16 protein-coding genes are annotated in these 24974 nt (G+C 42.5%); 12 read left to right on the top strand and 4 right to left on the bottom strand.

The genetic code is table 11. The annotated features are described in order from the left end of the window. Positions 1–58: 58 nt before the first annotated feature. Positions 59–976 carry a hypothetical protein gene (locus BM377_RS06925; protein WP_092245793.1) on the bottom strand — a complete coding sequence of 306 codons (918 nt, stop codon included), beginning with the start codon at positions 974–976 and terminating at the stop codon, positions 59–61. A gap of 247 nt (positions 977–1223) precedes the next feature. On the opposite strand from BM377_RS06925, the gene BM377_RS06920 reads away from it, so the two are divergent. Both BM377_RS06920 and BM377_RS06915 read left to right on the top strand, forming a co-directional pair. Beyond that, on the top strand, positions 1224–2777 hold the full coding sequence (locus BM377_RS06920; RefSeq protein ID WP_092245790.1) for a sodium/proline symporter: 1554 nt from the start codon (positions 1224–1226) through the stop codon (positions 2775–2777). A gap of 130 nt (positions 2778–2907) precedes the next feature. After that, positions 2908–3579, top strand: coding sequence for a hypothetical protein (locus BM377_RS06915; RefSeq protein WP_092245787.1), 672 nt, complete (start codon positions 2908–2910; stop codon positions 3577–3579). 53 nt (positions 3580–3632) lie between these two features. Here BM377_RS06915 and BM377_RS06910 read toward each other — a convergent pair whose 3' ends face one another. Beyond that, complete coding sequence (locus tag BM377_RS06910) at positions 3633–4130, bottom strand: shikimate kinase (RefSeq protein ID WP_092245784.1); 498 nt, start codon at positions 4128–4130, stop codon at positions 3633–3635. Between the two features lie 9 nt (positions 4131–4139). Beyond that, on the bottom strand, positions 4140–4523 hold the full coding sequence (locus BM377_RS06905) for a C-GCAxxG-C-C family protein (RefSeq protein ID WP_242948113.1): 384 nt from the start codon (positions 4521–4523) through the stop codon (positions 4140–4142). Between the two features lie 164 nt (positions 4524–4687). On the opposite strand from BM377_RS06905, the gene BM377_RS06900 reads away from it, so the two are divergent. The 10 genes from BM377_RS06900 (at position 4688) to BM377_RS06855 (ending at position 21403) form a co-directional block, all read left to right on the top strand. Then, on the top strand, positions 4688–5611 hold the full coding sequence (locus BM377_RS06900; RefSeq protein WP_092245778.1) for an AAA family ATPase: 924 nt from the start codon (positions 4688–4690) through the stop codon (positions 5609–5611). Beyond that, complete coding sequence (locus BM377_RS06895) at positions 5608–6669, top strand: DUF58 domain-containing protein (protein WP_092245775.1); 1062 nt, start codon at positions 5608–5610, stop codon at positions 6667–6669. The genes BM377_RS06900 and BM377_RS06895 overlap by 4 nt, the downstream gene beginning before the upstream one ends. Then, complete coding sequence (locus BM377_RS06890) at positions 6599–8869, top strand: transglutaminase-like domain-containing protein (RefSeq protein ID WP_092245772.1); 2271 nt, start codon at positions 6599–6601, stop codon at positions 8867–8869. The genes BM377_RS06895 and BM377_RS06890 overlap by 71 nt, the downstream gene beginning before the upstream one ends. Positions 8870–9015: 146 nt before the next feature. Next, positions 9016–9678 carry a hypothetical protein gene (locus BM377_RS06885; protein ID WP_092245770.1) on the top strand — a complete coding sequence of 221 codons (663 nt, stop codon included), beginning with the start codon at positions 9016–9018 and terminating at the stop codon, positions 9676–9678. 108 nt (positions 9679–9786) lie between these two features. Next, positions 9787–13014 carry a DEAD/DEAH box helicase gene (locus tag BM377_RS06880; protein ID WP_177223823.1) on the top strand — a complete coding sequence of 1076 codons (3228 nt, stop codon included), beginning with the start codon at positions 9787–9789 and terminating at the stop codon, positions 13012–13014. Positions 13015–13228: 214 nt separating this feature from the next. Next, positions 13229–13936: a LytR/AlgR family response regulator transcription factor gene (locus tag BM377_RS06875; RefSeq protein ID WP_092245765.1), complete on the top strand. Its 708-nt coding sequence runs from the start codon at positions 13229–13231 to the stop codon at positions 13934–13936. A gap of 32 nt (positions 13937–13968) precedes the next feature. Further along, entirely contained in the window at positions 13969–15267 is a 1299-nt protein-coding gene (locus BM377_RS06870) for a GHKL domain-containing protein (RefSeq protein WP_092245762.1), read from the top strand. Positions 15268–15395: 128 nt separating this feature from the next. Continuing rightward, positions 15396–18332: a glycoside hydrolase family 3 N-terminal domain-containing protein gene (locus BM377_RS06865; RefSeq protein ID WP_092245759.1), complete on the top strand. Its 2937-nt coding sequence runs from the start codon at positions 15396–15398 to the stop codon at positions 18330–18332. 59 nt (positions 18333–18391) lie between these two features. Then, complete coding sequence (locus tag BM377_RS06860; protein WP_092245756.1) at positions 18392–20818, top strand: glycoside hydrolase family 3 C-terminal domain-containing protein; 2427 nt, start codon at positions 18392–18394, stop codon at positions 20816–20818. A 36-nt stretch (positions 20819–20854) separates the two neighbouring features. Next, on the top strand, positions 20855–21403 hold the full coding sequence (locus BM377_RS06855; RefSeq protein WP_092245753.1) for a GtrA family protein: 549 nt from the start codon (positions 20855–20857) through the stop codon (positions 21401–21403). A gap of 62 nt (positions 21404–21465) precedes the next feature. Here the strand turns inward: BM377_RS06855 and BM377_RS06850 are convergent, their stop codons facing one another. Next, the gene (locus BM377_RS06850; RefSeq protein WP_092245750.1) at positions 21466–24720 is read right to left on the bottom strand and encodes a toll/interleukin-1 receptor domain-containing protein; all 3255 of its coding nucleotides are present in this window, start codon (positions 24718–24720) and stop codon (positions 21466–21468) included. Positions 24721–24974 lie beyond the last annotated feature (254 nt).

The raw sequence follows: 24974 nt of genomic DNA, 5'->3' as shown, positions 1-24974 counted from the left end.
TTTTTCGAACTTCCTTAAAAAAATTCCCATGTGGTATTTGCCACATGGGTTTTTTTCTTTACACCTTTGTAAGTGTATCATCTGCTTGATTTAATTTGGCGAATAGTTCATCGATTTTATCATTTGATAATTCCAGATCATTTTTTAGCATATCTCGTATCATGTCATCGCTTATGCCCATTTTTTGACTGAAGCGAATCGTTGCGATGGCTGCTTCCATCTTACCTTCAGCCTTAGCTTCGCGTTTCATTGCTATTTCTATTTCCCACTGTCTCATATATGTCTTTGTTACCTCCGTCTTGGATTTAACACTTGTAACCAGTTTATCGATATTACTGATATCGTTGTCAGGAGTGGATGGCCTCTTTCCTGATACCATATATTCTAGCATTTCGTGGAGTTTTTTGCCATATTGCTTGTTTGGCGTATTGACCTTTCCACCGGCATATAAGAATAAATGTGTTATTCCATCATCATAATCGTATTCAGGGTGGTTTACGATGCACGTTTTAACTTCATAGTACATCTCTCCCAAAAGAAACGGATCATAAGATGAGATTGTAACTGAAATATATTTAGGAAGATCAAAATAATCCTCGCTTGTCGGAAGTAATTTAGAGTCAGTTAGAGCAGTGTAGTAGCGATGCCTCTTAGGTAATGACAATCTATCGGCTTCACGATTTTCAATCTCAAGATCATAAACTGTGGCTGATAAATTATCAGAATCCGCATCTTTCTTAATATGAGCATCAAGCCTGATTCCATGATACTTAGTGTCGATTCCGTTAAAAACCTTCTCTGTCTCTACTATGATGTTATCTACTCTTTTTCCTAATACTCTGCTAAGTATTATTCCTATGATTAGTTTCGCATCCTCCTTATTCTCTGTGACACTGTTAAATAAGAACCCGTCAATAAGGTTCATGGATTGGACGGAGCGTCTGGCTTCGTCGAAAGAAATTCTTTTTTCTACCATAAAAAGCCTTTCTGTAATGTATTTTTTATTCCTGCGCTTTAAAAAGCAAAAAATGGAATGCTTCGGCGAACAGCCGAGAATTATTACTGATTGTTCAGAATGAACAATCGATAGAGATTATTGTAACGCGAAATTTTGAAAAATCCTTGTTCAGATTCTTAAGATTTGCGAAAGACGATTATTTACTCCCACATTTTAATTTGATAAACTAATAAAGTATTGGGTTATAGAAAGGGGTAAATAAAAAATGACACTATCACAGATCGGCATTATTATTTCCATTTTTGTCTACCTTGCCGTAATGCTTCTTGTAGGCTTTGTCAGCTCAAGAGAGACCAATGACGTCAAGGATTTCTATTTGGGGGGAAGAAAGCTCGGACCATTTGTTACCGCTATGAGCGCGGAAGCATCGGATATGAGTGCTTATCTATTGATGGGCGTACCCGGACTTGCATATCTTTCGGGAATTGCAGATGCAGGTTGGACGTGCCTCGGACTTATCGCCGGAACTTATCTTAACTGGCTTTTCACGGCAAGACGCCTTCGTAACTATACGGAGAAGCTCGATGCCATCACAATCCCTGATTATTTCAAAAAGAGATTTAAAGATAACAGCAATATCATTTTGTGCATAGGCGCATTCTTTATTCTGGTGTTCTTTGTACCGTACACGGCATCAGGATTTGCGGCTTGCGGAAAGCTCTTTTCATCATTCTTCGGAGTTAATTATCAGCTAGCCATGATGGCATCGGCTGTTATCATCGTCGGATATACAACAACAGGTGGATTCCTTGCGGCTTCCAAGACTGACTTCATTCAGTCCATTGTTATGACAGTGGCTCTTTTCTTCATTCTTGGATACGGTGTTGTGACCGCAGGAGGATTCGGAGCGGTAAAAGAAAATGCGGCTTCGCTTGCAGGTTACCTCAGCATGAATGCTACGCATGTAAATGCAGACAGTTCCGCGGCTCCTTACGGAATCTTCAACAAGATAACAATGTTCTGTTGGGGGCTTGGATATTTTGGAATGCCACATATCTTACTTAGATTTATGGCTATCAGAAAGTCCTCAGAGCTTAAGCTTTCAAGAAGAATTGCTTCTGTTTGGGTAGTGTTCTCACTTGCTATTGCCGTATTCATCGGTGTTGTTGGAAGAGCACTCACAGTCGGAGGAGAACTTTCAAGTCTCATCTTAGCTGAGGATCCCGGAAGCTCCTCGGAAGCAGAGAAGCTTATTATCGTACTTGCGCAAAAGATAAGTGAAAACGGATTTATTTTTGCTCTTCTTGCAGGTCTTGTTCTTGCAGGTATCCTTGCATCAACAATGTCTACAGCGGATTCACAGCTTATTGCTGCTTCATCTTCTGTTTCGGAAAACATCATTCAGGAGACTTTCGGAATCAATCTTTCCGAGACCGCTGCCATGATCACTGCAAGAGCAACACTTATCGCAGTTGCCGTACTTGGAGTTATCATTGCTTGGGATCCCAACAGTTCCGTATTCGGAATCGTATCTTTTGCCTGGGCAGGATTCGGTGCTGTATTCGGACCTATAATGCTTCTTTCACTGTACTGGAAGAGAACCAATCGTTACGGAGCGATTGCAGGCATGGTGGCAGGCGGACTCATGGTATTTATCTGGAAATACGTTGTAAGGCCCATGGGCGGCGTATGGGATCTGTATGAGCTTGCTCCTGCGTTCCTCGTTGCAATCATCGTTATTGTGATAGTAAGCCTCCTTACCAAAGCTCCCGAGCAGGAGATCACGGACGAATTCGATCACGTGGCCAAAATGTCATGACGATGTATTGATATTTTTCAAAAGTTACAGACTCGACAACTAAATGTGAATAATGGTATAACAAATAGCATGGGTATACAAATACCCATGCTATTATTATTAAAAATATTAAAGGAAAGAGGGAGAAACAATGAGAAGAAAAGGAATGAAGATATTTGCGGGTATCGCCGCAGCTATGCTTGCAGTGACAGGACTTGTCGGGGCGGTAACAAAGGCGCAGGTACAGGGCATCGAAACTGTAGAGACCACGGAATACAAGGTTGAGAAGAACGAATCAAGCTTGACAAAAAGTGATAATAGTCCAACTAAAGGACGTGAAGAGCTGGGTATTTCCGAAATATCGGAAATACCTAAATTGAAGGATCATGCTGATAATGTAGTGGGATTTTCACAAATATTATATTCTAAGTGCTTTGACGGAGTAGTCATTGTCTCAGAGCAGAAGAACTACATTTATCCGGAAGGAGGACAGTATTGGTTCTTTACAAGAAAGAACGGAGAGAAGAAGGTAAGATGTGCCGGATATCTTTGTACAAATCAGGATCTTAGATATAAAGACGGAGTTTTCTACGCCTGCAACATTGAGGGTCCCGATGAAGAAGAAGCTTTTGAGACATATCTGATCTCACCGGATGGAAAGAGTATCGTACATAAGGATTATGTTAATTCAGATCTTTGGGGATTTACCAACGATTCAAATATAGAAAGTAAAAGAGTTGCTTTCGAGGGTGATCTTTATGATTATTATGACCTATGGGATATTTATTACAATAAAGCAAAAGATGTCGTTTTCACAAAGTAATATATGATCGCATATAAGAAAAAGCATGGAGCGAACTGCTCCATGCTTTATTTTTAGATCTTCGCAAGTATATCTGCGATAACTTCTTCCATAGAATGATCTTTTTCATCAATGGTGATGTCGGCGTATTTTTCATACAAAGGACTTCTCTCGTTGTATAGAGAGATAAGAGACTGATCTTTTCTCATAACGACGCCGCGCTGCTTGGCGTTTCTAAGGCGTTTGGAAAGAATATCCATATCTACCTTAAGGTAGATTACCCGGCCGATGTTCTTGTAGTGTTCCATGGCCTCTTTTCCGTAGACAACGCTTCCGCCTGTTGCGATGACGGTCTTCTCTGTTTCAATCTCAGAATTTACTTTGTTTTCAATCTCAATAAATCCTTCGATTCCTTCGGCTTCAATTATCTCGGACAGCTTACGTCCGTCTTTTTTCTGGATGACAATATCCGCATCAACGAAATTATAACCCAGGATTTTGGCAAGTATGACACCGACGGTGCTTTTACCCGATGCGGGCATACCGACCAAGATTAAATTGTTCTTTTTCATTTTTACCTATTATTCTCCAATATGTTTTTCAAGTATCTCTACGGCATTACGTACGCAGTCGTCGCATTCGCACAGCACTTTGCCGGTTTCGATCCCTTTTAGGATCTTACATGTGCCTGCGCCGCATTTTGCTTCAAACTCTTTATATAATTCGCCTGCCTCACGGATAACGGGCTTTCCGTCAAATTTAATAAGTCCAAGGAGGATCTGAGCACCGATAAGTGCACCGCATGTGGCCTCCATGCAGCCCATACCTATGCCAAAGGAAGCGCCCATTTTACGAAGCTCATCCTCGGTATAATCAACCTTATCCGCAAAAGCAACAAGCACTGCCTGACAGCAGTTGTGACCGTTGTGCTTAAGTTCTACCGCAAGTTCTTTTCTATCTGCCATAATCATTTCTCCCACTCAAAATAATAATCTAATTTTGCAGCACATATCTTTATACAACTTAATTGTGATAATTGCAAGTTTGATTAGAAGATGGCTTTAAATGAGTGGTTGAGTGTACGACTGTAAGGTATAATTAATATCAATAATACGTATGGGGTGAAGGTATGAGAGAAAAAGTTTTGGGGCTTAAAAGATGCATGGAAGAGAGAATTGTGGGAAAGGGCGACGTGATCGACAAAGTCATAGCGACGCTCATCGCAGGCGGACATGTTCTGCTTGAAGATGTTCCCGGTGTAGGAAAAACGACGCTTGCCAAGGCGCTTTCCGATGCGCTCTCTATTTCTTTTGCAAGAATTCAATGTACACCGGATACGACACCGTCAGATATCACGGGATTTTCAATGTACGATTCCAACAAAAACGAATTTAAAGTCATGGAAGGACCTATAGTAAACAGCATTGTGCTTGCCGACGAGCTCAACAGGACATCGCCCAAGACACAGGCGGCTCTTTTGGAGGTTATGGAAGAGCACAAGGTTACTATAGACGGAAAAGATATTCCGGTTCCGCAGCCGTTTATGGTGATCGGAACGCAGAATCCTTCAGAGCAGGCAGGGACATATCCGCTTCCCGAGTCGCAGCTTGACAGATTTATGATCAAGATCTCCGTAGGATACCCTAAGACAAGCGCTTCCGTAAACATGGCAAAGAGCTTCCTTGAGGGAACGCTCCATGCCAAGACAGAGCCTGTTCTTTCGGGAAAAGATATTTTGGATATGCGTGCGGAGGCTGAGAAGATCGGCATTCATGACGACCTTCTGTCATATGCGGTAAAAATAGTTGAGGCTACCAGAAGCAATCCCGAAGTCGCTGTCGGAGCTTCTTCGAGAGCTCTTTTGTCCATGCTTAGATACGCGCAGGCTCTTGCCTACGTAGATGAAAGAGATTACTGCATTCCCGAAGACATTGCAAACGCCGCAGCCATGACACTTCCGCACAGGATCATCCTGATGACTCAGGCCAAGATGGGAAGAGTTGAAAAAGAGTTCCTGGTAAAACAGATCTTAGAGAAAGTAAGTGTATCATGAGGATCACTTTTCATAAAAAAGGCGTATGCCTATATCTTGTTTTTCTTATTGCGAGTCTGGTCTTTTCAAGCTTTTTCGGAGGAGCGGTCTCTTTTGTGTGGCTCTATGCCATGCTCCTTCTGATTCCCGTTTCGTTTGCATACATCTTTGTAAATTACAAGTTCCTTTCAATTTATCAGACTATGGATGTGCATAAGGTACTAAAAGGCGACGAGCATGAGTTTACGCTTGCGCTTGAAAACGACGGCGTTCTTCCTATACACAGGATGAAGCTTACAACGTACGTGGACAGGTGCGTACTCAAAGATATCGAGGACGGAACTGAGGTTAGTCTCGATTCTTTTAATAGAAAAGAACTTAAGTCGGGGCTTAGCTGCAGATACGCGGGGGCCTACGATGTCGGCGCGGGAAATGTTTCTTTTACGGATCCTTTTGGAATCTTTACGGTGAGATTTAAGGTGCCGTATAACTTCAGGGCAATAGTCAGTCCCAGGATCACGGATGTCGGCGATGGCATTGTAGATATCGAGAACATTGTTAACAGCACCGGCCTTAAGAGCACCGTTCAGAATGAGGACATCCCGGGCAGCGATATGAGAGCGTATGAAAAGGGCGATTCGATCTCATCGATCAACTGGAAGATCTCGGCAAAGCTCGGCGAACTCGTCGTCAGACTTCCGGACAAAAAAGAAAAACGAACGCTCACCATGATCCTCGAGGCGGCGGACGTTCCCGAGATCAAGTGGGATACGCAGTTTCTGAAAGACAGGGATCGTTTCCTTGAACTCATCGTATCGTGTGCATTTAACTTTGCGGGGCAGGGTGTTCCCGTTAAGCTCATCTATCCATCGGCTACGATCAGGGAAAAAACAGTTAATTCCTACGAGAGTTTTCTTGAGTTTTACAACACCGTCGCGGACGGAATTTTCTATAGTTCGGATGCGGAAGTTACCAAGCTAAAAGAGATGATTACGGACAGGAGCAGCTATGGCGATGAAACGATCATCCTCATCAGAGAAAGACCAAAGAGCGGAGAAGAATACTGCGCTGTTATCTGATGAATTTCAGATTCATATTTTTGTCTTTTCACTTCTTGTTATATGCCTTGAGAGCCTTACCTTTCTTGGCAGTTCTTTTGATGCGTACTACAGCCAAGGCTTTATATTTGCGACGATTGCCTTTTTTGCATTCTATGCATGTATAGGCCATGTTTTTGAGATGTTCGTGGGCAAAAGAGTCTCCGCGGTATTCTCGGTTCTTCCGAGTGTTCTCATATTCTTTTTATTAAATAAATCGGCATTTCAGGGTATCGCAGCCTCGGCGCTTCTTGCCGCGGTTTTAAGGATTCTCTTCGTTTTACTTCCAAAGAAAAAGACGATAATTACCGTTGGAAGCTTTTTGCTTGGCGCCTTGTCTTTATACCTTTATTTTGAAAAAGATGCCGAATTTGCGGGCAAGATCACGGCTACGATTTTATTCGTATCAATTTTGATACTGATCTTATCCTCGGTTCAAAAGATCTTTTGCGAGAAAAAACTGTTTCAGACAAGAGAAGCTTTTCCTTTTTATTTCTTCATGATCCTTGGACTTCTTGTCTTGGTTATTCCTAAGCCCGAGAAGCCCATAGACTGGACTAAAGCGCTTGAAATGGGCGACAGATTCATAAGCTCTTTTAACTACTACATGCCCGATATATTCAGCGGCGGAACGTATAAGTCGGGCTACAGTAACCTGGGCGTTACTGGCGGAAAGGTGTCGCTTTCAGATACTACGCAGCTTAAGCTTAAGACCTATGAAAGACCGTATTTTGTCTTTGAGGACAAGAGCGGAACCAAGATAAAAAGGCGTAGGACGATGTATCTTTCCGGAGGAAAGGGAAGCGATAAGACTCAGATAGTAACGTTTGTCAATTTCCTTCATAACAACAACATTGATAAAGAGACGGCGAAGCTGTTTTCCGAGATCGGCTCGATTGGGCTTGAATATGCTTATCTTAAGACTAACGATGAGATCGCGCCTCTTAATGCGCTTTATCTTGAATCCGCGGGCAAGGCGGTTGAAGGCGGAAGAGCTAGCTCCGTTCATAAAAAGGGATATGTGCTTAACGTGACATTTTTAAATATTGATTACGGAAGTCCGTACCTTTCGGAGCTTTTAAGAGAAAATGGAAGATCTATGGAGCTGATGACTTTTGACGAAGCGTGCGATTACTTCAGAAAGACGTATGGTCCAAATCTTGATAAGTATGTAAGCTACGATGAATACGACGCGGTGTGTGCAAAAGGCTTTTTGGCAAATTCCGCAAGTGAGTATCTTGATACAAACGGTGCAAGTACTGAGCTTTCCAAGCTGGCAAAAGAGCTGACGGAGGGCGTTTCTTCCGACTACGACAAGTGCCGCGCTATAGAGAAATACTTAAGACAGTACAAGTATTCAACGGATGTTGAGAGCATCGGGAATACGACTTATGATATCAATACATCAAAGGGCGCAAGTGCGCTTGCAGAGCGGTTTTTGTTTGATACAGGAGAAGGATATTGCATACACTATACTTCTTCTATGGTGATTCTTCTTAGGCTTTCCGGAATCCCGGCTAGAGCCTGCGTTGGTTTCCACTATGTTTTCCCATTTGAGAAAGCAGATTCATATGACGTGAGCGGAAGATGTGCTCACGCTTGGCCGGAAGCATATATAGAAAACGTCGGATGGGTGCCGTTTGAGCCCACAAGCGCCTACAGATCTCAGGAAGAGAATACCTGGAACAGAGTACGCGCAGAAGAAACAGGGCAGGTACAGTACGGATATGAACCAAGTCATGCGCCCGTGATCACGCCGGATAAAGCGGATGATGACGACGATAATAAAGAAAAGAGTCTTTCGTATGAGCTTATACGAGTGGTTCTGCCTGTTATCGGAAGCGTGGTAATACTTCTTCTTGTTCTGATGTTTGGTATTAAGGTGGTTCAAAGCATTAGATACAGACTGGCTTCGCTTGATAAAAAGCTTGAGATGGATATTGCGGGCATAAAGAAAGCAGTGCGTAAGAAATCCGGGGATAGCTTTACGGACAGAGGACTTCTTTTCGAATATGTTAAGAGGATTCCCTCGAAATTTCAGACGCAGGCAAAAGAAGTTTTTGGCGCATATTACAGGCTGGTATACGGCGGAGACAGCGCTTTACCGATAACTGATGAAGACGTTAAGAAAGCAAGGGAACTTTATGGGGCACTAAGCAGAAAAAACAATAGGCCAAAATGATTACATATTTGACAACAAAATATGAAATGTGGTATAACAATTGCGTGGAGTTATAGAAGACTCCGCGCATTTATTTTATTATATACCGACTTTAAAATATCAAGTATTGGTCGGGGCATTTGTCTAAAAAGGAAAGGGGACAGAAAATGAAGAAAAGAGTAGTACAGTTAATAACAGGTCTTGTGACCGCAGGAATGCTTGCGGCTACGGGATGTGTAGGGGCGCAGGCAATCAGGGGAATGATGCCTGTTGAAACCACGGAAACAGTTGAGTTTGCGATGGCGGAGAATGAGTCTGCTTTATCAGGAAGCCATAATCCCGGAACCACATCATACAATGAATTTTGGGAGATTTTTCGTGAATTTGATAATTGTAAAGATGGTAGTTTTGCATATGCTGAAGGGAAACATTCAGTAGGTTATGACGGAGAGATTTTAATAGTTACCAGTTCCGGTAATAGTAATAGCTATATATTTTATACTAAGAGAAAAAATGAACCGGTTAGATATGCAGGTACCCTTGAAACAAAAGATTCTATAAAATATAAAGATGGGGTATTCTATGTTCGTCATATCGAAGGATCTACATATTCATATGAGACGTATATAGTATCTTCTGACGGAAGGAGATTGATACACAGGGAATATGCTCAGTTAAATGGTTCATATTATGCATATTATAACTCTTCGAATAAATCGAACGATGATGCTTACAAAAAAGAGCAAAGAGATGCAAAAAGCGTGTATCAAAAGCTCGAAAAAGAATATAAGAGATTAAAAGGCATTGATTTTAAAATTTATTATCTTTGATGATCATTATCAGGTGTACAAAAAGAAACAGAATGGAAGCTCCAAGCCTCCATTCTGTTTCTCTTTTCTTATGAACAAAAATAAGCATTAATGCTATCATATAATCATATGTCAAACAATTCGCGTGACAACTTCACAAACGGCTATATTTCCGGCTCGGGGAGGCGGTTTGTTTCCGATGCTCCCGGGCAGTTTCATTATACGTCTTTTGAGACCAAGAGATTACTTCGCGAATATGAGCCAAAGAGTGACGTTCCGATGCTCTATAGGAAAGAATCTCTTGTGGAACTTGAGCCGCACGCTTCTCTAAGTAGGGACCGGCTCACTATATCTTTTAACATCCGCTCGGGCAGCACGGGGCATAGCTATGTCCTAAAGGATATCATCGAGCTTCTTCATGCGATTTCCGATAAAAGCTTTGTAAGCTATGGTAAGCATCTTCAGTTTACCCACGATATTTCTGCATTTTCGGAAGATTCCGCAAGGATCATCAGATTTCTTTATGCATATTTCAGAGAAAAACAGCTCGCCGACCCGTACACTTCATATTCGGGAAGCGGTGAGATCTCATATTCGTACGCCAAGGGGCATGCCAAGCAGATAGAACTTACGGGACATGAGATTGATGAGTTCTTCAAGGCTGCGGGAAGTGTGTACTTTATCAACACGGATTTCAGGGCGCGATATACGACAGAAAGACCGCTTGATGTCGTTAAGGTCTTTCCACCGATCGATCTTCGAATTCGTAAGACCGACACGGGAATAACCTTTGAATCAGACGCCTTCACTATGTTTGAGGGCTATTCATATATCTTTTTTGAGAGGAAAAAGATGCTTCATATGATCGAAAGAAGTGACTGCGAAGCGATCATTCCTTTCATGCGCTTTCTTCTTGCAAGAAGGACGGAGAATGAGCTTTTTATTTCAGACAAGGATCTGCCGCTGTTTTCGACAGGTCTTTTTCCCATACTCAGCGAGTATTTCAATGTCAGCTGCAGCGGCTATGAGCCTGAGAAGTATTCTCCCGATGTTCCGGAGTTTGGAATCTACATCGATATGCCGGATCCGGATAAGATAACCTGCGATGTAAAGGCGACTTACAGGACTATCACGGGAAGTGCATTGGGTACGGCGGAGAGCAAGAGAAGCGAAAGTCTGAGCGCCGGCGACATATCTTTTAGCATCTTATCAGGTAACGCGCGCCGCGACCGCGATGACGAAGACAGCGATATCAGGCGCAATTACTATATGGAAAACAACACGGCGAAGCTTATAAGTCCTTATTTTGACAAAAAAGATGAAGAGAAGGGGCTCTTCGTTCTTGAGGGCGGGCTGTACGGCGATGACAGGCTGTATCAATTCCTTTCGGAGGATGTGCCGAGGTTATGCACATTCGGGGAAGTTTATTTATCCGATAATGTGAAGAAAGTCAGGATCACGGCGGCGCCGAAGGTTAAGCTTGGCGTGTCCGTAGTATCGGACCTTCTTGAGCTTTCCATGGTATCAGATGAGATCTCAAGCGAAGAGCTTGCGCAGATACTCACCAAATATGATAGGAAAAAAAGATACTATAAGCTTAAAAGCGGCGAGATAATCGACCTTAAGAGCGGCAATTTCGATACTCTTTTTACATTAAAAGACGGACTTGGTCTTTCTGAAAAAGATATCGCGAAAGGCTACGCCAAGGTTCCTACGTACAGGGCGCTGTTCATAGATTCTCTGACAAGGATGGGCGATGGCGGAACAGGTCTTGACGGCGCAGACGGAGCCTATGATTACGACGATGCGGAAAACTACATCGGAATCGGCAAGAGCAGAGATTTCAAGAAGCTCATCGAATCTCTTTCCGGAATCGGGGAAAAGACCTATGAGGTTCCGGATAGTCTTAAGGACGTTCTAAGAGACTACCAAAAGACAGGTTATCTCTGGCTTCAGGCGCTTAAACATAACGGTTTTGGCGGAATACTTGCAGATGATATGGGACTTGGAAAGACGCTGCAGGTGTTGGCTCTTTTGCTAAGTCTTAAAGAAGAGGCGGAAGCAGAAGCCGGTACGGGTATGAACAGCAATCGTAAGGCAGGAGCCAAGCACAGGTGCTCACTCATCGTATGCCCCGCTTCTCTTGTTTATAACTGGAAGCATGAGATCGAGAGGTTTACGGGCGAGCTTAACTGCGAGCTTGCGGTCGGAATAAAGCCCGACAGAGTAAGGATCTTGGATGAGCTTGAAGAAGAGAAGACTGACGTTGTCATAACTTCCTATGATCTTCTGAGGAGAGACATTGACCTATATAGATACAAGAGTTTTGAGTGCATTATCATAGACGAGGCGCAGTTTATCAAGAACCCGGGAACGCTCGGTGCCAAGGCGGTCAAATCCATAAGTGCTTCCTTCAAGGTTGCGCTTACGGGAACACCCATTGAGAACAGGCTCAGCGAGCTTTGGAGCATCTTTGATTTTTGCATGCCGGGATATCTTTTTACTTATAAGCATTTCCATGACAATATTGAGCTTCCGCTCGTTTCGGAAAAAGACGAAGTGGCAAGAGACAGACTTAAGAAGATGATCGCGCCATTTGTGCTCAGAAGGCTTAAGAAGGATGTGTTAAAAGACCTGCCGGATAAGCTTGAGGAGAACATTTACGCGTCCATGACCGATGAGCAGGAAAAGCTCTACAAAGCACACCTGCAGCGGGTTAAGCTCATGGTTGATTCCAAGAGCGAAGAGGATATCAAGAAGGACAGGATCGTTATCTTGTCGGAGCTTACAAGGCTAAGGCAGATCTGCTGCGATCCGGGGCTTATTTATGATAATTACAAGGGCGGAAGCGCCAAAGCGGATCTCCTTATAGAGATGATAAAGAGCGCTGCCGAGGGCGGTCACAAGGTGCTTCTTTTCTCGCAGTTTACGACAATGCTTGAGCGGATCACGGAGCTTCTAAAGAAAGAGGGCATTGCGCATTATCTTTTGACGGGTGCAACCAAGAAAGAGGACAGAATAAGGCTTGTTGATGCGTTCCAGGAAGACGATACGCCGGTGTTCTGCATCTCGCTTCGTGCGGGCGGAACGGGACTTAATCTTACCGCGGCGGATATCGTCATTCATTTCGATCACTGGTGGAATATCGCGGTCGAGAACCAGGCGACCGACAGAGCGCACCGCATCGGACAGAAGAACGTTGTCACGGTTTACAGGCTCATAATGCAGGATACGATCGAGGAGAGGATCATACATCTTCAGAACAAGAAAAAAGAGCTTGCGGATGAGCTGCTTGACGAAGGAACGCTCGGAACGACGGCACTTACAAAAGAACAGCTACGCGAACTTCTTGGATAAAATATCAGGGCGAAAGTTACGGTGAATTATCAGTACTTTCGCTCTGTTTTTATGCTTTTTTAAGAAAAGAACTAACGTTATATAGGGTATAATTATACTAACAGCTGATAATTGCGGACAAAAAAAGGGAGACTTGACGACAGGGGTTATTATTATATTGCGCACAATTTTTAACACGCCATATTATTATTAACGAGAAACGGAGTACGGGTTCATGATCCAGCTTGCAATAGTTGAAGATGAAGATGCATATGCTAAGCAGCTTACCGAGTATACCGACAAGTATCAAAAAGAGAGCGGACAGTATTTTAAGATCACGAGATTCCGCGACGGAGACGAGATAACTAACGGTTACAGGGGGCAGTTTGACATAATCCTGATGGATATCGAGATGAAGCTTATGGACGGGATGACGGCGGCGGAAGAGATACGTAAGCTCGATCAGGATGTTGTTATCATGTTCATAACCAATATGACGAACTATGCGATCAGGGGCTACCAGGTCGATGCGCTCGACTATGTATTAAAGCCCGTGAGCTACTTTGCGTTTTCTCAAAAGCTCGGAAGAGCGATAGGAAGACTCAATAAAAAGAGCAATAACATTATTTCCATAGACATGCCTTCAGGCGTAAAAAAGCTTGATATAGACAATATCTTTTACATCGAGAGCGAGGGTCATAACCTTAATTTCTACACAAGCGGAGGCGAATTTACTATAAGAGCCAAGCTCAAAGACTTTGACGAGCAGCTTTCAAAGCACGGATTCTTTAGGAGCAACAAGGGCTATCTTGTTAATCTTAAATACGTTGACGGAGTTGAGAACGGCAGCTGCATAATTGCGGGAAAGCAGCTCCTTATCAGCAGGGCCAGAAAGAGTGATTTCATGAGTGCTCTTACGGATTATATGGCTTCATTATCTTGATCATAAATACCGGATTATTTGGAGGCGAATACGTGGACGCTATTTATCAGGATATTCCCAGAATATATACGGCAATAGCGGAATGGCTTGCATGCGTAAGCTATTGCTTTGTTTTGAAAAGAAAAGTTAATAACAAGAGATTTACTTTGTATTCTATATTGGCGCTGGTGATTCAGAGCGCTTTTCTTGTGCTCACCAAGAATCTTCCGGTTGTTTTCTGGCTCCCGTGCATGCTTATCGCGGTTGTTCTTATGTATGTCTACATGTACATTATCTGCGATGTCACGGTGAACGTTATCGGATATTACTGCGCGAGAGCGTTTTTGCTTGCGGAGTTTGCGGCTTCGCTCGAGTGGCAGCTTGCATGCTATTTCCTTGCAAAGACTCCTTCCAAGATAGTTCAGGTCATTATTTTTATCGCTGTATACGGGCTTGTTTTTGTCTGGGCTCATTACATGGAAGTCAGCATCACAAGAGGCGTCAACCAGCTTGAGATCAACACGCATGAGTTGTGGGCCGCGATAGTAATAGCCGCAGCGATATTCGCTTTCAGTAATCTTAGTTTCATCTTGCAGAACACACCGTTTTCGTCGGAGGTTGCCGCAGATATCTTTTACATCAGAACGCTTGTCGATATCGCGGGTATCATGATCCTATATGTATACCAGAGCAGGATCTGTGAGCTTCTTGCGGAAAAAGAGCTTAGAAATATCCATGCGATGCTTAAGGCCCAGTACGATAAGTACAGGAACTATCAGAACTCTTTTGACCTGATAAATATGAAATACCATGATCTTAAGCACCAGATAGCGGGGCTTCGAGCAGAGATGAGCGAAGAGGAGAGAAAAGAGTGGATAGATACACTTGAGCAGGAGCTTGAGGCGTACAGTCCCGAGCTGCAGACGGGTAACAGCGTGCTTGATACGCTTATTGCAGGTAAGATGCTCAACTGCCGCGCCAATAATATCAAGATAACCTGCGTTGCTGACGGAAATATCCTTGATTTTATGCATGTCGCGGATATATGTACTATATTCGGAAATGCCCTGGATAACGCAATCGAGAATGTATCCTTGATCGACGATCCGGAAAAGAGGCTGATACACATTGCAATATCGCCGAAAAAGAACTTTATCCTGATACAGATAAACAATTACTGCGAGAGCAGGCTGACGATAAAGAACGGATATCCCGTGACGACCAAGTCCGATAAAGGAAATCACGGATTCGGACTTAAGAGTATAAGATATACGGTTGAAAAATACCACGGAACACTGAATTTTGACATAAATGACAAGTGGTTTGAGCTGAAAATTTTGATACCGCAATAATCCGTTCACGACAAAAATCGTACCGTTTATGACAAAAACGGCACGATTTTTTTATTGTGTTAACCTCGAATTATAGTAAATATATCCTGCACTTTTGTAAAAGTGCGAATAAAAAGGGAGGTTATATCATGTTATCTATCAATATGGACGACGTGTTAAACGTCATTTCTTCTATCAGACCCTATTTGATAGCTATCGGAATCATAGTTGCACTTGCCGTTGCATGCATGGTTGCAGTTATGAAAATGAAAAAGCCGGTTAAGAGGCTTGTTAGAGGTACAGCGCTCGTAGCCATGATCGTTGGTATCTGCGTGAGCGTAAATATGATCTGCACAGGACCTATGCGTACAATGCTTGATCTTGTAAGCGGAAGCGGAACAATCACAAAAGAAACATCTGACGAGGCTACTGTTCTTGCTAAGCAGATCGCGGAAGAAGGAATCGTTCTTCTTGAGAACAAGGACAACACTCTTCCAGTAGCGTCAGGATCTAAGCTCAACGTATTCGGATGGGCTTCAACAGATGCGATCCTTGGTGGAGCAGGATCGGGATCACTTAATGATGCTTATGCCAAGATCTCACTTCTTGATTCTTTAAAGGATGCAGGAATTGAGACTAACACAGAACTTACAAAGTTCTACACAGATTATAAGACAGGAAGACCTGAGGTTGGAATGTGGGCACAGGATTGGACACTTCCCGAACCCAATGTTTCTCTTTACACTCAGGATCTTATAGACAATGCAAAGAATTTCTCTGATACGGCAATGATCGTTATCAGCCGTTCAGGTGGTGAGGGTGCTGACCTTCCCGCTGATATGGTTGCAGTTGTAGACGGATCATTCCAGGACGGAACAACATATACAGCCGGTGTGTATGACGATACACTCAACGAAGGAAACGACTGGGATGCAGGTGATCACTATCTTCAGCTTACAAACAGAGAGGAAGAGATGATCGACCTTGTATGCGATAACTTTGATAAGGTTATCCTTGTTTACAACGGAGCAAATTCTTTTGAACTCGGATTTATAAATGATCACCCTCAGATCAAGAGTGCTCTCTGGGCAGCAGGAATGGGCCATGTAGGAATGGCAGCTCTTGGTGAGATCGTAACGGGTGAGGTTAATCCTTCGGGAAAAACTATCGACACTTATGTTTATGACTATGAAAAGACACCTTGGTGGAATAACTTCGGTGACTTCAACTACACAAATATGGATGACTTTGCTTATACTTCCGTAGGATTTACAGGCACAGAGTCAACAGCACTTGTATCATTTATCAACTATGTGGAAGGAATCTATGTAGGTTATAAGTTCTATGAGACAGCAGCGCTTGAGGGACTTATCGATTATGATCAGACAGTTCAGTATCCTTTCGGCTACGGACTTTCATACACAAGCTTCAAGCAGGAGATGGGTGAGATCACAGAAGCTGACGGAAACATCTCTTTTGACGTAACTGTAACCAATACAGGCGACAAAGCAGGTAAGGACGTTGTAGAAGTTTATTACAATCCTCCTTACACAAACGGCGGTATCGAGAAGGCAAGCGCTAACCTTGTTCAGTTTGAAAAAACAGGAATGCTTGAGCCCGGTGCTTCCGAGACAGTTAACATCACATTCGCAGTAGAGGATATGGCTTCTTACGATTATCAGGATGCTAAGGGCTACGTTCTTGAGGCAGGCGAGTATGTGATCTCAATCAACTCAGATTCACACAATGTAATTGATTCAAAGACATACAATGTCGGAACTACTGTTACATATAACGGAGATAACAAGAGAGATAGTGATCTTGTTACAGCAACAAATACTTTTGACTATGCTAACGGCGGACTTACATATCTTTCAAGAGCTGACGGATTTGCCAACTATGAAGAAGCTACAAAGGCTCCCGCAAGCTACGAGATGAGCGCCGATGCAAAGAGCACTTTCTATAACATCAGTAACTACCTTACACCCGAAGCTACAGCACAGGATGAAGATCCCGCTGCACAGGCAATTAAGACAGGAGCATCAACAACTCTTAAGCTTGCCGACCTTCGCGGCGCAGACAGAAACGATGCTAAGTGGGATGAGCTTCTTGATTCAATGTCACTTGATGATATGAACGCACTTATTTCACTCGGCGGATATCAGACCAACTCAGTTGAGTCAATCGGCAAGGTTCGTACAAACGACTGTGACGGCCCTGCTTCAATCAACAACAACTTCACACAGGTCGGATCACTCGGATTCCCTGTAGGAGTTACAATTGCTGCTACATTTAACAAAGACCTTGCTCACAGCTTTGGTGATTACATCGGAAAGATGGCTAATGAGATGGATGTATCAGGTTGGTATGCACCTGCCATGAACATTCACAGAACAGCATTTGCCGGACGTAACTTTGAGTACTATTCAGAGGACGGAGTTCTTTCAGGATATATCGCATCTGAAGCTTGTAAGGGTTCATGGGAGAATGGTGTATATGCTTACATCAAGCACTTTGCCATGAACGATCAGGAGCAGAACAGACTTGATATGCTCTGCACATGGTCCAATGAGCAGGCTATCCGTGAGATCTACCTTAAGCCTTTCGAGAGATGCGTAAAGAACGTTGATCTCTGTGCGGTAATGTCTTCCTTCAATTACATCGGTAACCGTTGGGCAGGCGGCAGCAGCACACTTATGAAGACTGTACTCAGAGATGAGTGGGGCTTCAAGGGCTTTGCACTTACAGATTACTTCGGTGTATACGGATACATGAGCTCAGATCAGGCTATCAGAAACGGTACAGATTGTATGCTCGTTAACTATCCTACAGCAACAAACAACGTACAGTTCAGAGAAACACCCGGTGCTCAGACAGCTATGCGTGATGCTACCAAGAACATTCTCTACACTGTAGTTAACTCAAGAGCTTATGCTCCCGAGAACCTTAAGATGGGCATGGCTAAGTGGCAGGTTATCATGATCGTTGCTGATGTGATCCTTGCAGCACTTATGGCATTCCTTATGTTCAAGTTCATTAAGAGATATCTTAAGGAAAAAAATACTGAGCAGGTTACTGCTGAATAAATAATTTCACGGTGGGGGGCTTCTGCCCCCTACCCTTTAAATATAGAGAGGGGAAACCCATGAAACATCAGGATATCATTGAGAAGATGACAATAGAAGAAAAAGCAGCGTTCCTTAGCGGAAAGGGAGAATGGCAGTCAAGAGATTTTGAAAGACTCGGCATTCCTTCAATCTTTTGCTCCGACGGCCCTCACGGCGTAAGAAAGCAGGCAGGAGCAGGAGACCACCTCGGACTTAACGCTTCATTGCCCGCTACTTGTTTTCCGACTGCTGCAACTATCGCAGGAAGCTGGGACGAGGAGCTTGGTGAGGAAATAGGAAGTACGCTTGGTGAAGAGGCAATGGCTGAAGGCGTTAACGTGCTTTTGGGACCCGGTCTTAACATCAAGAGAAGTCCTCTTTGCGGAAGAAACTTTGAGTATTTTTCCGAGGATCCTTATCTTGCGGGTAAAATGGCGGCTTCATACGTTAAGGGCATTCAGTCAAAAGGCGTTTATGCATGCCCTAAGCACTTTGCGGTCAATTCTCAAGAGCTTAGACGTATGGCGATGAACTCTGTTATCGACGAGAGAACCCTCAGAGAGATTTATCTCACCGGATTTGAGATTGCGGTAAAAGAGGGTAAGGCCAAGACCATCATGTCAGCATACAATGAGATCAACGGAACTTACGCCAATGAGAATAAGCATCTTTTGAATGATATATTGAGAAAAGAATGGGGCTTTGACGGAATCGTTATCACCGACTGGGGCGCATCAAACGATCATGCTCTCGGTGTTGCCGCAGGCTCCAACCTTGAGATGCCTAATCCCGGACTTGACTCGGCCAGAGAGCTTATCGAGGCAGTTAAGTGTGGCAAGATCAAGATGAACGACATCGATGAAAGAGTTGATGAACTCCTTGATGTTGTTCTTGCTCTTAATGAAAATGCCAAGGGAAAGAGCGATGATTTTGACAAGAATGCTCATCACAACATTGCAAGAAGAGCGGCGGCAGAGAGTGCCATTCTTCTTAAGAATGAGAGCTCTATCCTTCCTCTTAAGCAAGGAACCAGTGTTGCGGTTATCGGTGATTTTGCTTTTGTTCCGAGATATCAGGGAGCAGGCTCATCACTTGTTAATCCTACAAAGATTGAGACAGTTGTCGGAATGATAGATAACTATAACCTTAAGGTTGTAGGAAAGAGCAGAGGTTATTCAAGAAACGGAGAAGAGGATGCCGCAACCAAGAAAGAAGCTCTTGATCTTGCAGCAAAGGCTGATGTGGTTCTTTTCTTCTTTGGACTTAATGAAGACAGCGAATCTGAGGGAATGGACAGAAATCACATGAGAATTCCTCAGAACCAGATCAATCTTCTTCAGGAGCTCGGTCAGGTTAATCCGAATCTTATCGGTGTGATAAGCGCAGGCTCTGCGATCGAGATGCCTTGGCACCATTATTTCAAGGCTCTTCTTCACTGCTACCTTAACGGTCAGGCCGGAGCAGGTGCGGTACTTGATATACTTAGGGGAGATGTTAATCCTTCAGGTAAGCTTTCTGAGACTATTCCCAGAAGACTTGAGGATACGGCATGCTATCGTTATTATCCGAGCCGCGAAAGAACTTCCGAGTATAAGGAAAGCCTCTATGTGGGCTACAGATATTATGACACGGCAAACATACCTGTTCTTTATCCTTTCGGTTTCGGACTTTCATACACAAGCTTTGAGTACAGCAATATGAAAGCAGATAAAGAAGGAGCTTCTTTTACCCTTAAGAATATCGGAAGCAGAGACGGAGCAGAAGTATGCCAGCTCTATGTTTCTCTTAAGGGAGCCAAGGTATTCAGACCTAAAAAAGAGCTAAAGGGCTTTACAAAAGTCTTTTTAAAGGCAGGAGAGAGTAAGGAAGTCAGGATCTCTTTTGACGATAAGACATTCCGTTACTTTAACGTTAAGACTGATAAGTGGGAAATAGAAGAAGGCAACTACACTGTAATGGTCGGCGCAAGCAGCCTAGACATCAAGCTTTCGACGGGACTTTATGTGGACGGAACGACAACGGATTATCCTTACGAGCCGCTTAGCCTTCCTTCCTACTATTCCGGAAATGTACAGCTTGTTGATAATTCCGAGTATGAAAAGCTCCTTGGGACGAAAGTTCCCGACGGAAAGTGGAGCGGACTTCTCGGTGAGAATGACGCCATTTGCCAGATGTATTATGCAAAGAGCGGACTTGCAAGATTTGCATATAGACGCCTAACGGCCATGAAGAAAAAAGCCGACGAGAGCGGAAAGCCCGATCTCAATATCATGTTTATCTATAACATGCCTTTCAGGGCAATGGCGAAGATGACTCAGGGCGCTGTCAGCATGGAGATGGTAGACGGAATAGTTAAGCTCGTAAACGGTCATTTCTTTAAGGGCCTTGGAAAGATAATCGGCGGATATTTCAGAAACAGCAGAAAGAACCGTGCTTATGAGAGCATGCTTAAAAGAGCTGAATAAACCGGTATATAAGTATAGTGATTTGGAGGAAATATTATGAACTTTTGGAATGAATATGCTACCAAGCACCCAAAAGCAGCAAAGTGGATAAGAGAGGGCGGACTGTTTGTTATTGTCTCTAACGTCATCACAGTCTTTAAGTATCTGATACTTCAGTTCCTTCCCTATGCATTCAAGGGACTCGGAGACAGAGCTTTTGGCTGGCCCGGCATTCCCGTTAATCTTTTTGGTGTTGATTTTAAGTGGAATATTATTGGATATGATACAGCGCAAGGCGGCCTTGCCTACTTCGCAGCATATATGGTTGCCATGGTGATCGGCGAGTGCGTGAACTTCCCCATACAGCGAAGCTTCGTATTTAGAAGTAAAGGCAATATCTGGTACCAGGCAATGTGGTACTTCCTGGCCTTCTGTGTAATAACCTGCATAGTTAATTCCATTAACTGCGCCTGGGTTGCTGTTGCAGGACAGTTTGTGCCTGACTTTGTCTACAACATCGGAACCACAGTCCTTAACGGCGGTGTTAGCATGGTAATATTCTTCTTTGTTAACAAGATTATCTTCCCGGAGGGAGAGGCAAAGTAATAATGATTTAGTAAAACAGGTCCCACACTGCGGTGGGACCTGTTTTTTATAATAGTATTCGATTAGTTAATACCATAAGCATCTTTTTGGTCTTGCGATAATTCATGGTCACCCAAAATATCTTTTGCTTTTCTTATTAGATCTTTAAGAGTGTAGTGATTAAAGTAGCCTAATATATATCCGTCATCTTCAGAAAGAGAAAGTGCTAAAAATGTATCTGTTGGAGCATGATATCCAAGAGACTGTTTGACGCATCCGATTTCTGTAAAGGTGTCCAGATCAAAGATATTGGTCATTTTTAAATTATGCATATACATACAAGAGTGCTCTTTATCGAAGATGAACTTAGTCTTATATAAAGGCTGGTCGTCCTCAAAAAAGTATGTATCATCTTTATCAGAATAAGAGTTCTTGTATAAAAGCTCACCTGTTTTAGCGTCATATCTATATAATTTTCCGCTTGAATATGAAACGATCAGAAGTTCTCTACCTATGTTGGGGTCGTTATAGAAAACAAAGCCCTCTATCTGTGAATTACGGTTTGAAAAAGCGGCTAGCTTTTCGCCTTTATTATTATGGATGGCAATATTATTGCCATCTGCCATTGCAAAAAGAGTTCCGGAATCATTTGTGACAACATATTCTGTTTTATTCCATGACTCATCATGTGTTACCGGAATATACTGAGGTTCATCACTGTTAATGGTAATAATATAGTCCACAGGAGTGTATTCGAATGTGTTATTTAAAATATGATCTAAATCATCCGACTCGCTATCATTAAGTCCTTTAAAGTATGAATCATAACCTGCGTAATACATATATCCCTGTTCTTCAAAGTAAAAGATCTTCTTAATAAAAAGGATTTGATCATCAGAGGGGGAATATGGCGGAATATATTTCTGCTCTGTGTCTTTTTCAATATCGTACACAACAATGTAGTTATTTAGGAAAGAATCCGTAGCTGCATATAATAATTTGCCGTTACTATAACACATTGCATTTGGAATGGATACTGTGTTTTCATCAAGCTCTTTAGAAGCTATGCTCCCTGTTTTGTAATTTACGTAGTAAAGAGTTACACCATGATAATCATAGTTTTCATCAGTTTTGTTGCACCTTACTATTAGTTCATCTTTATATTTTCCAAGAATGCTGAATGAATCAGAATTTATGTTCTTATCAACTATTTCTGAGCTTGTGATATATGATTTATCAGAAGAATTATAGAACTGTATATCTGCTCTGTTTTTCTGTATATCCAATATCACAGCAACATCATCATCAAGATATGAAGAAAATTGACTACTATCTGTGCTTTCATAGCATGGCGGAGCGTCTTTAAAGCTTTCCCATTCTTCGTCATGAACTTCGGGATAGTAAAATATTATTTTGTTACTACCATTTTTGATGGCATAAACGCCACAATTGACCATTACCTTATAAAGATCATCAGTGAAATATTTAAATAGTTTAAGTTCCTCGTCTGCATGATCCACGCTTGAAAATAATCCTGATTCTGTAATAAAACAGGGAATGTCAGCATCATGAGGTGCAAATCCATACACTATTGGGGAATTAAGATTATAATGGTGTAATACTTCTCCTGAAGAAGCATTATATACAGCTGCGGCGTTTCCTGAATAGTATGAAATTGTATTGCCGTCCTCAAGATTGACAAATTCAGAATTTGTGAGCATTTCGTTACAAACAAACTCTTTTTCCCATTTTACTGACATATCTTCGGGGGATACGCAACAGATTATCTGATGAGTATCTACTATTGTGGTCATATTCAGATAATCTTTACTAAAAGGGCTTGAGTCTTCTAAATAAGCTAAGCATAAATTTCCGTTGTTGGAAAAGGACATAGCATTTATGGAGTTATACTCAGATTCACCTATTACAACCTCGCCCGAAGGGATATCATATATACCAAAACGATGGTGGTCGTTTTTTAATGTATAACGAAAGGCAATTTTTGTTCCGCCAGGTGAAAGAACAAAGTCATCTATTGATGAGTGGTAGTACATGTCTGAAACAATATCTTTTGGAATACTGTATGTGTTAACGATAGAGCCGTCTTTTGAGGATATTTCAAGGAATTTTCCGGAATTGAGAGCAATCAAAAAGTTTTGGTTTGCTGTTATATAAATACCGGGATCGCCAACTATACTGTTTTCCAAAAGACCGGTATCCCAATTAACTTCACCGCTTCGGGGATTTGCTGATATAACGGTGCTGGTCCCGAGGATTATTATATTACCTTTATATAAACCGATATTTTCTGCCTTTTTATACCATTCATTTTCTGAATATGAATAAAGTTCTTTGTGGGTTAGCCAATCCCATACTTTGACGTTTCCGGAATCATCCATCGCGCCCAAGATCATATCACTTGGATCCATACGCATCTGAGTTACTCTGTCTGGAAGTTCATAAACCCACTCTGATGCCATGTTGCCTGAATAGATTGGAGTATAGGCCATAGTTGCCTGTGTGATTGCGCGAACAGCCTCCACTGTCACAGGCCTGTCAGGGGTCTTCTCGTTTGGAAGGGCAGCAAGAGCCAGATGAAGAGCGTCAATTCGCTGTTCATTATCAAGAAGTTTACCGGATTCGTTTGCCAGATATTTGGACTGGCTGATAAGGGCTTCACGATAGCTTTTGCTGATTTGCTGTTTACTGTTAAACATATATGCGCCAAAACTGATAGCCAAAGCAAGAATACCTACAAATATAGCTGTAAGTCTCTTCATCTTGTACTGACGTTGCCTATCCATAAGCTCGTTGTAGGCACATCCTATGAGCGCAGCGGCAAGCCTTGGAATCTCTGTGTTTTTGGCGATACGGCGGGGGAGTCTAAAGTCACATGATAAGGGCTCAACAGGCTCAGTGAAGACTTCAGTCTCACCGTTTTCGTTTACCCTTGTCACTTCTTTATTCTTGAGGATATCCGGAACTACATCAGCAGGTTCCCCTTCGGCAAGCACTGTCAGAATATTTTCTTTTGGATGAGTTTGTAAAAAGAAATTAATCTCACGCTCGACCCACATGGATTTGCTGGTGTTGTGAGAGCATATTACAATCAGGTAATCAGCGTTGTTAAGAGCTTCTTCAATGGTAGAACTCAGATCACTTGTGATCGGAAGTTCGTCAGTATCTCGGAAGATTCTTTCGATTTTATTCACTCCGGTTTTCTTCCGGATTTTTCTTGGAATATGAAAATGTTCAAGGTTTTTTTCAACATAAGCAGCGACCTTATTGTCCAGGTCGGCGTGCTTGTATGAAATAAATGCATTATAGTGTGTGCTCATTCTGTATCCCCCAACGTTTACATACTTTTATAACTGATATTAGAATAATGTATTTACACAAATAATACAATATTTAATCTGCTATGTAACATTTTTACGTAAGTATAACGTTCATTTTTTTAATAGCACATGTATTGCTTTGCTCGTGTTTGCCAAAAATATTAGAATAGTCAGATTTTGTCTGAGGATTAGAATTTGAGTGTAGGGATTTTACTTGCCTTTTTTAGTGTTTATGCTGTTAAAATAATGTGAAA

The sequence above is a fragment of the Butyrivibrio sp. INlla21 genome (assembly GCF_900116875.1).
Taxonomy (GTDB): domain Bacteria; phylum Bacillota; class Clostridia; order Lachnospirales; family Lachnospiraceae; genus Butyrivibrio.
Note: the sequence above shows the minus strand (reverse complement) of the source record. Positions and strands in the feature narration are given on the sequence as shown.

Excerpts from the sequence above, each read along its gene's own strand:
- BM377_RS06920 (WP_092245790.1), top strand. The coding sequence starts at position 1,224 with ATGACACTATCACAGATCGGCATTATTATTTCCATTTTTGTCTACCTT.
- BM377_RS06895 (WP_092245775.1), top strand. The coding sequence starts at position 5,608 with ATGAGGATCACTTTTCATAAAAAAGGCGTATGCCTATATCTTGTTTTT.
- BM377_RS06915 (WP_092245787.1), top strand. The coding sequence starts at position 2,908 with ATGAGAAGAAAAGGAATGAAGATATTTGCGGGTATCGCCGCAGCTATG.
- BM377_RS06885 (WP_092245770.1), top strand. The coding sequence starts at position 9,016 with ATGAAGAAAAGAGTAGTACAGTTAATAACAGGTCTTGTGACCGCAGGA.
- BM377_RS06865 (WP_092245759.1), top strand. The coding sequence starts at position 15,396 with ATGTTATCTATCAATATGGACGACGTGTTAAACGTCATTTCTTCTATC.
- BM377_RS06900 (WP_092245778.1), top strand. The coding sequence starts at position 4,688 with ATGAGAGAAAAAGTTTTGGGGCTTAAAAGATGCATGGAAGAGAGAATT.
- BM377_RS06860 (WP_092245756.1), top strand. The coding sequence starts at position 18,392 with ATGAAACATCAGGATATCATTGAGAAGATGACAATAGAAGAAAAAGCA.
- BM377_RS06855 (WP_092245753.1), top strand. The coding sequence starts at position 20,855 with ATGAACTTTTGGAATGAATATGCTACCAAGCACCCAAAAGCAGCAAAG.
- BM377_RS06850 (WP_092245750.1), bottom strand. The coding sequence starts at position 24,720 with ATGAGCACACACTATAATGCATTTATTTCATACAAGCACGCCGACCTG.
- BM377_RS06875 (WP_092245765.1), top strand. The coding sequence starts at position 13,229 with ATGATCCAGCTTGCAATAGTTGAAGATGAAGATGCATATGCTAAGCAG.
- BM377_RS06880 (WP_177223823.1), top strand. The coding sequence starts at position 9,787 with ATGTCAAACAATTCGCGTGACAACTTCACAAACGGCTATATTTCCGGC.
- BM377_RS06905 (WP_242948113.1), bottom strand. The coding sequence starts at position 4,523 with ATGGCAGATAGAAAAGAACTTGCGGTAGAACTTAAGCACAACGGTCAC.
- BM377_RS06890 (WP_092245772.1), top strand. The coding sequence starts at position 6,599 with ATGGCGATGAAACGATCATCCTCATCAGAGAAAGACCAAAGAGCGGAG.
- BM377_RS06925 (WP_092245793.1), bottom strand. The coding sequence starts at position 976 with ATGGTAGAAAAAAGAATTTCTTTCGACGAAGCCAGACGCTCCGTCCAA.
- BM377_RS06910 (WP_092245784.1), bottom strand. The coding sequence starts at position 4,130 with ATGAAAAAGAACAATTTAATCTTGGTCGGTATGCCCGCATCGGGTAAA.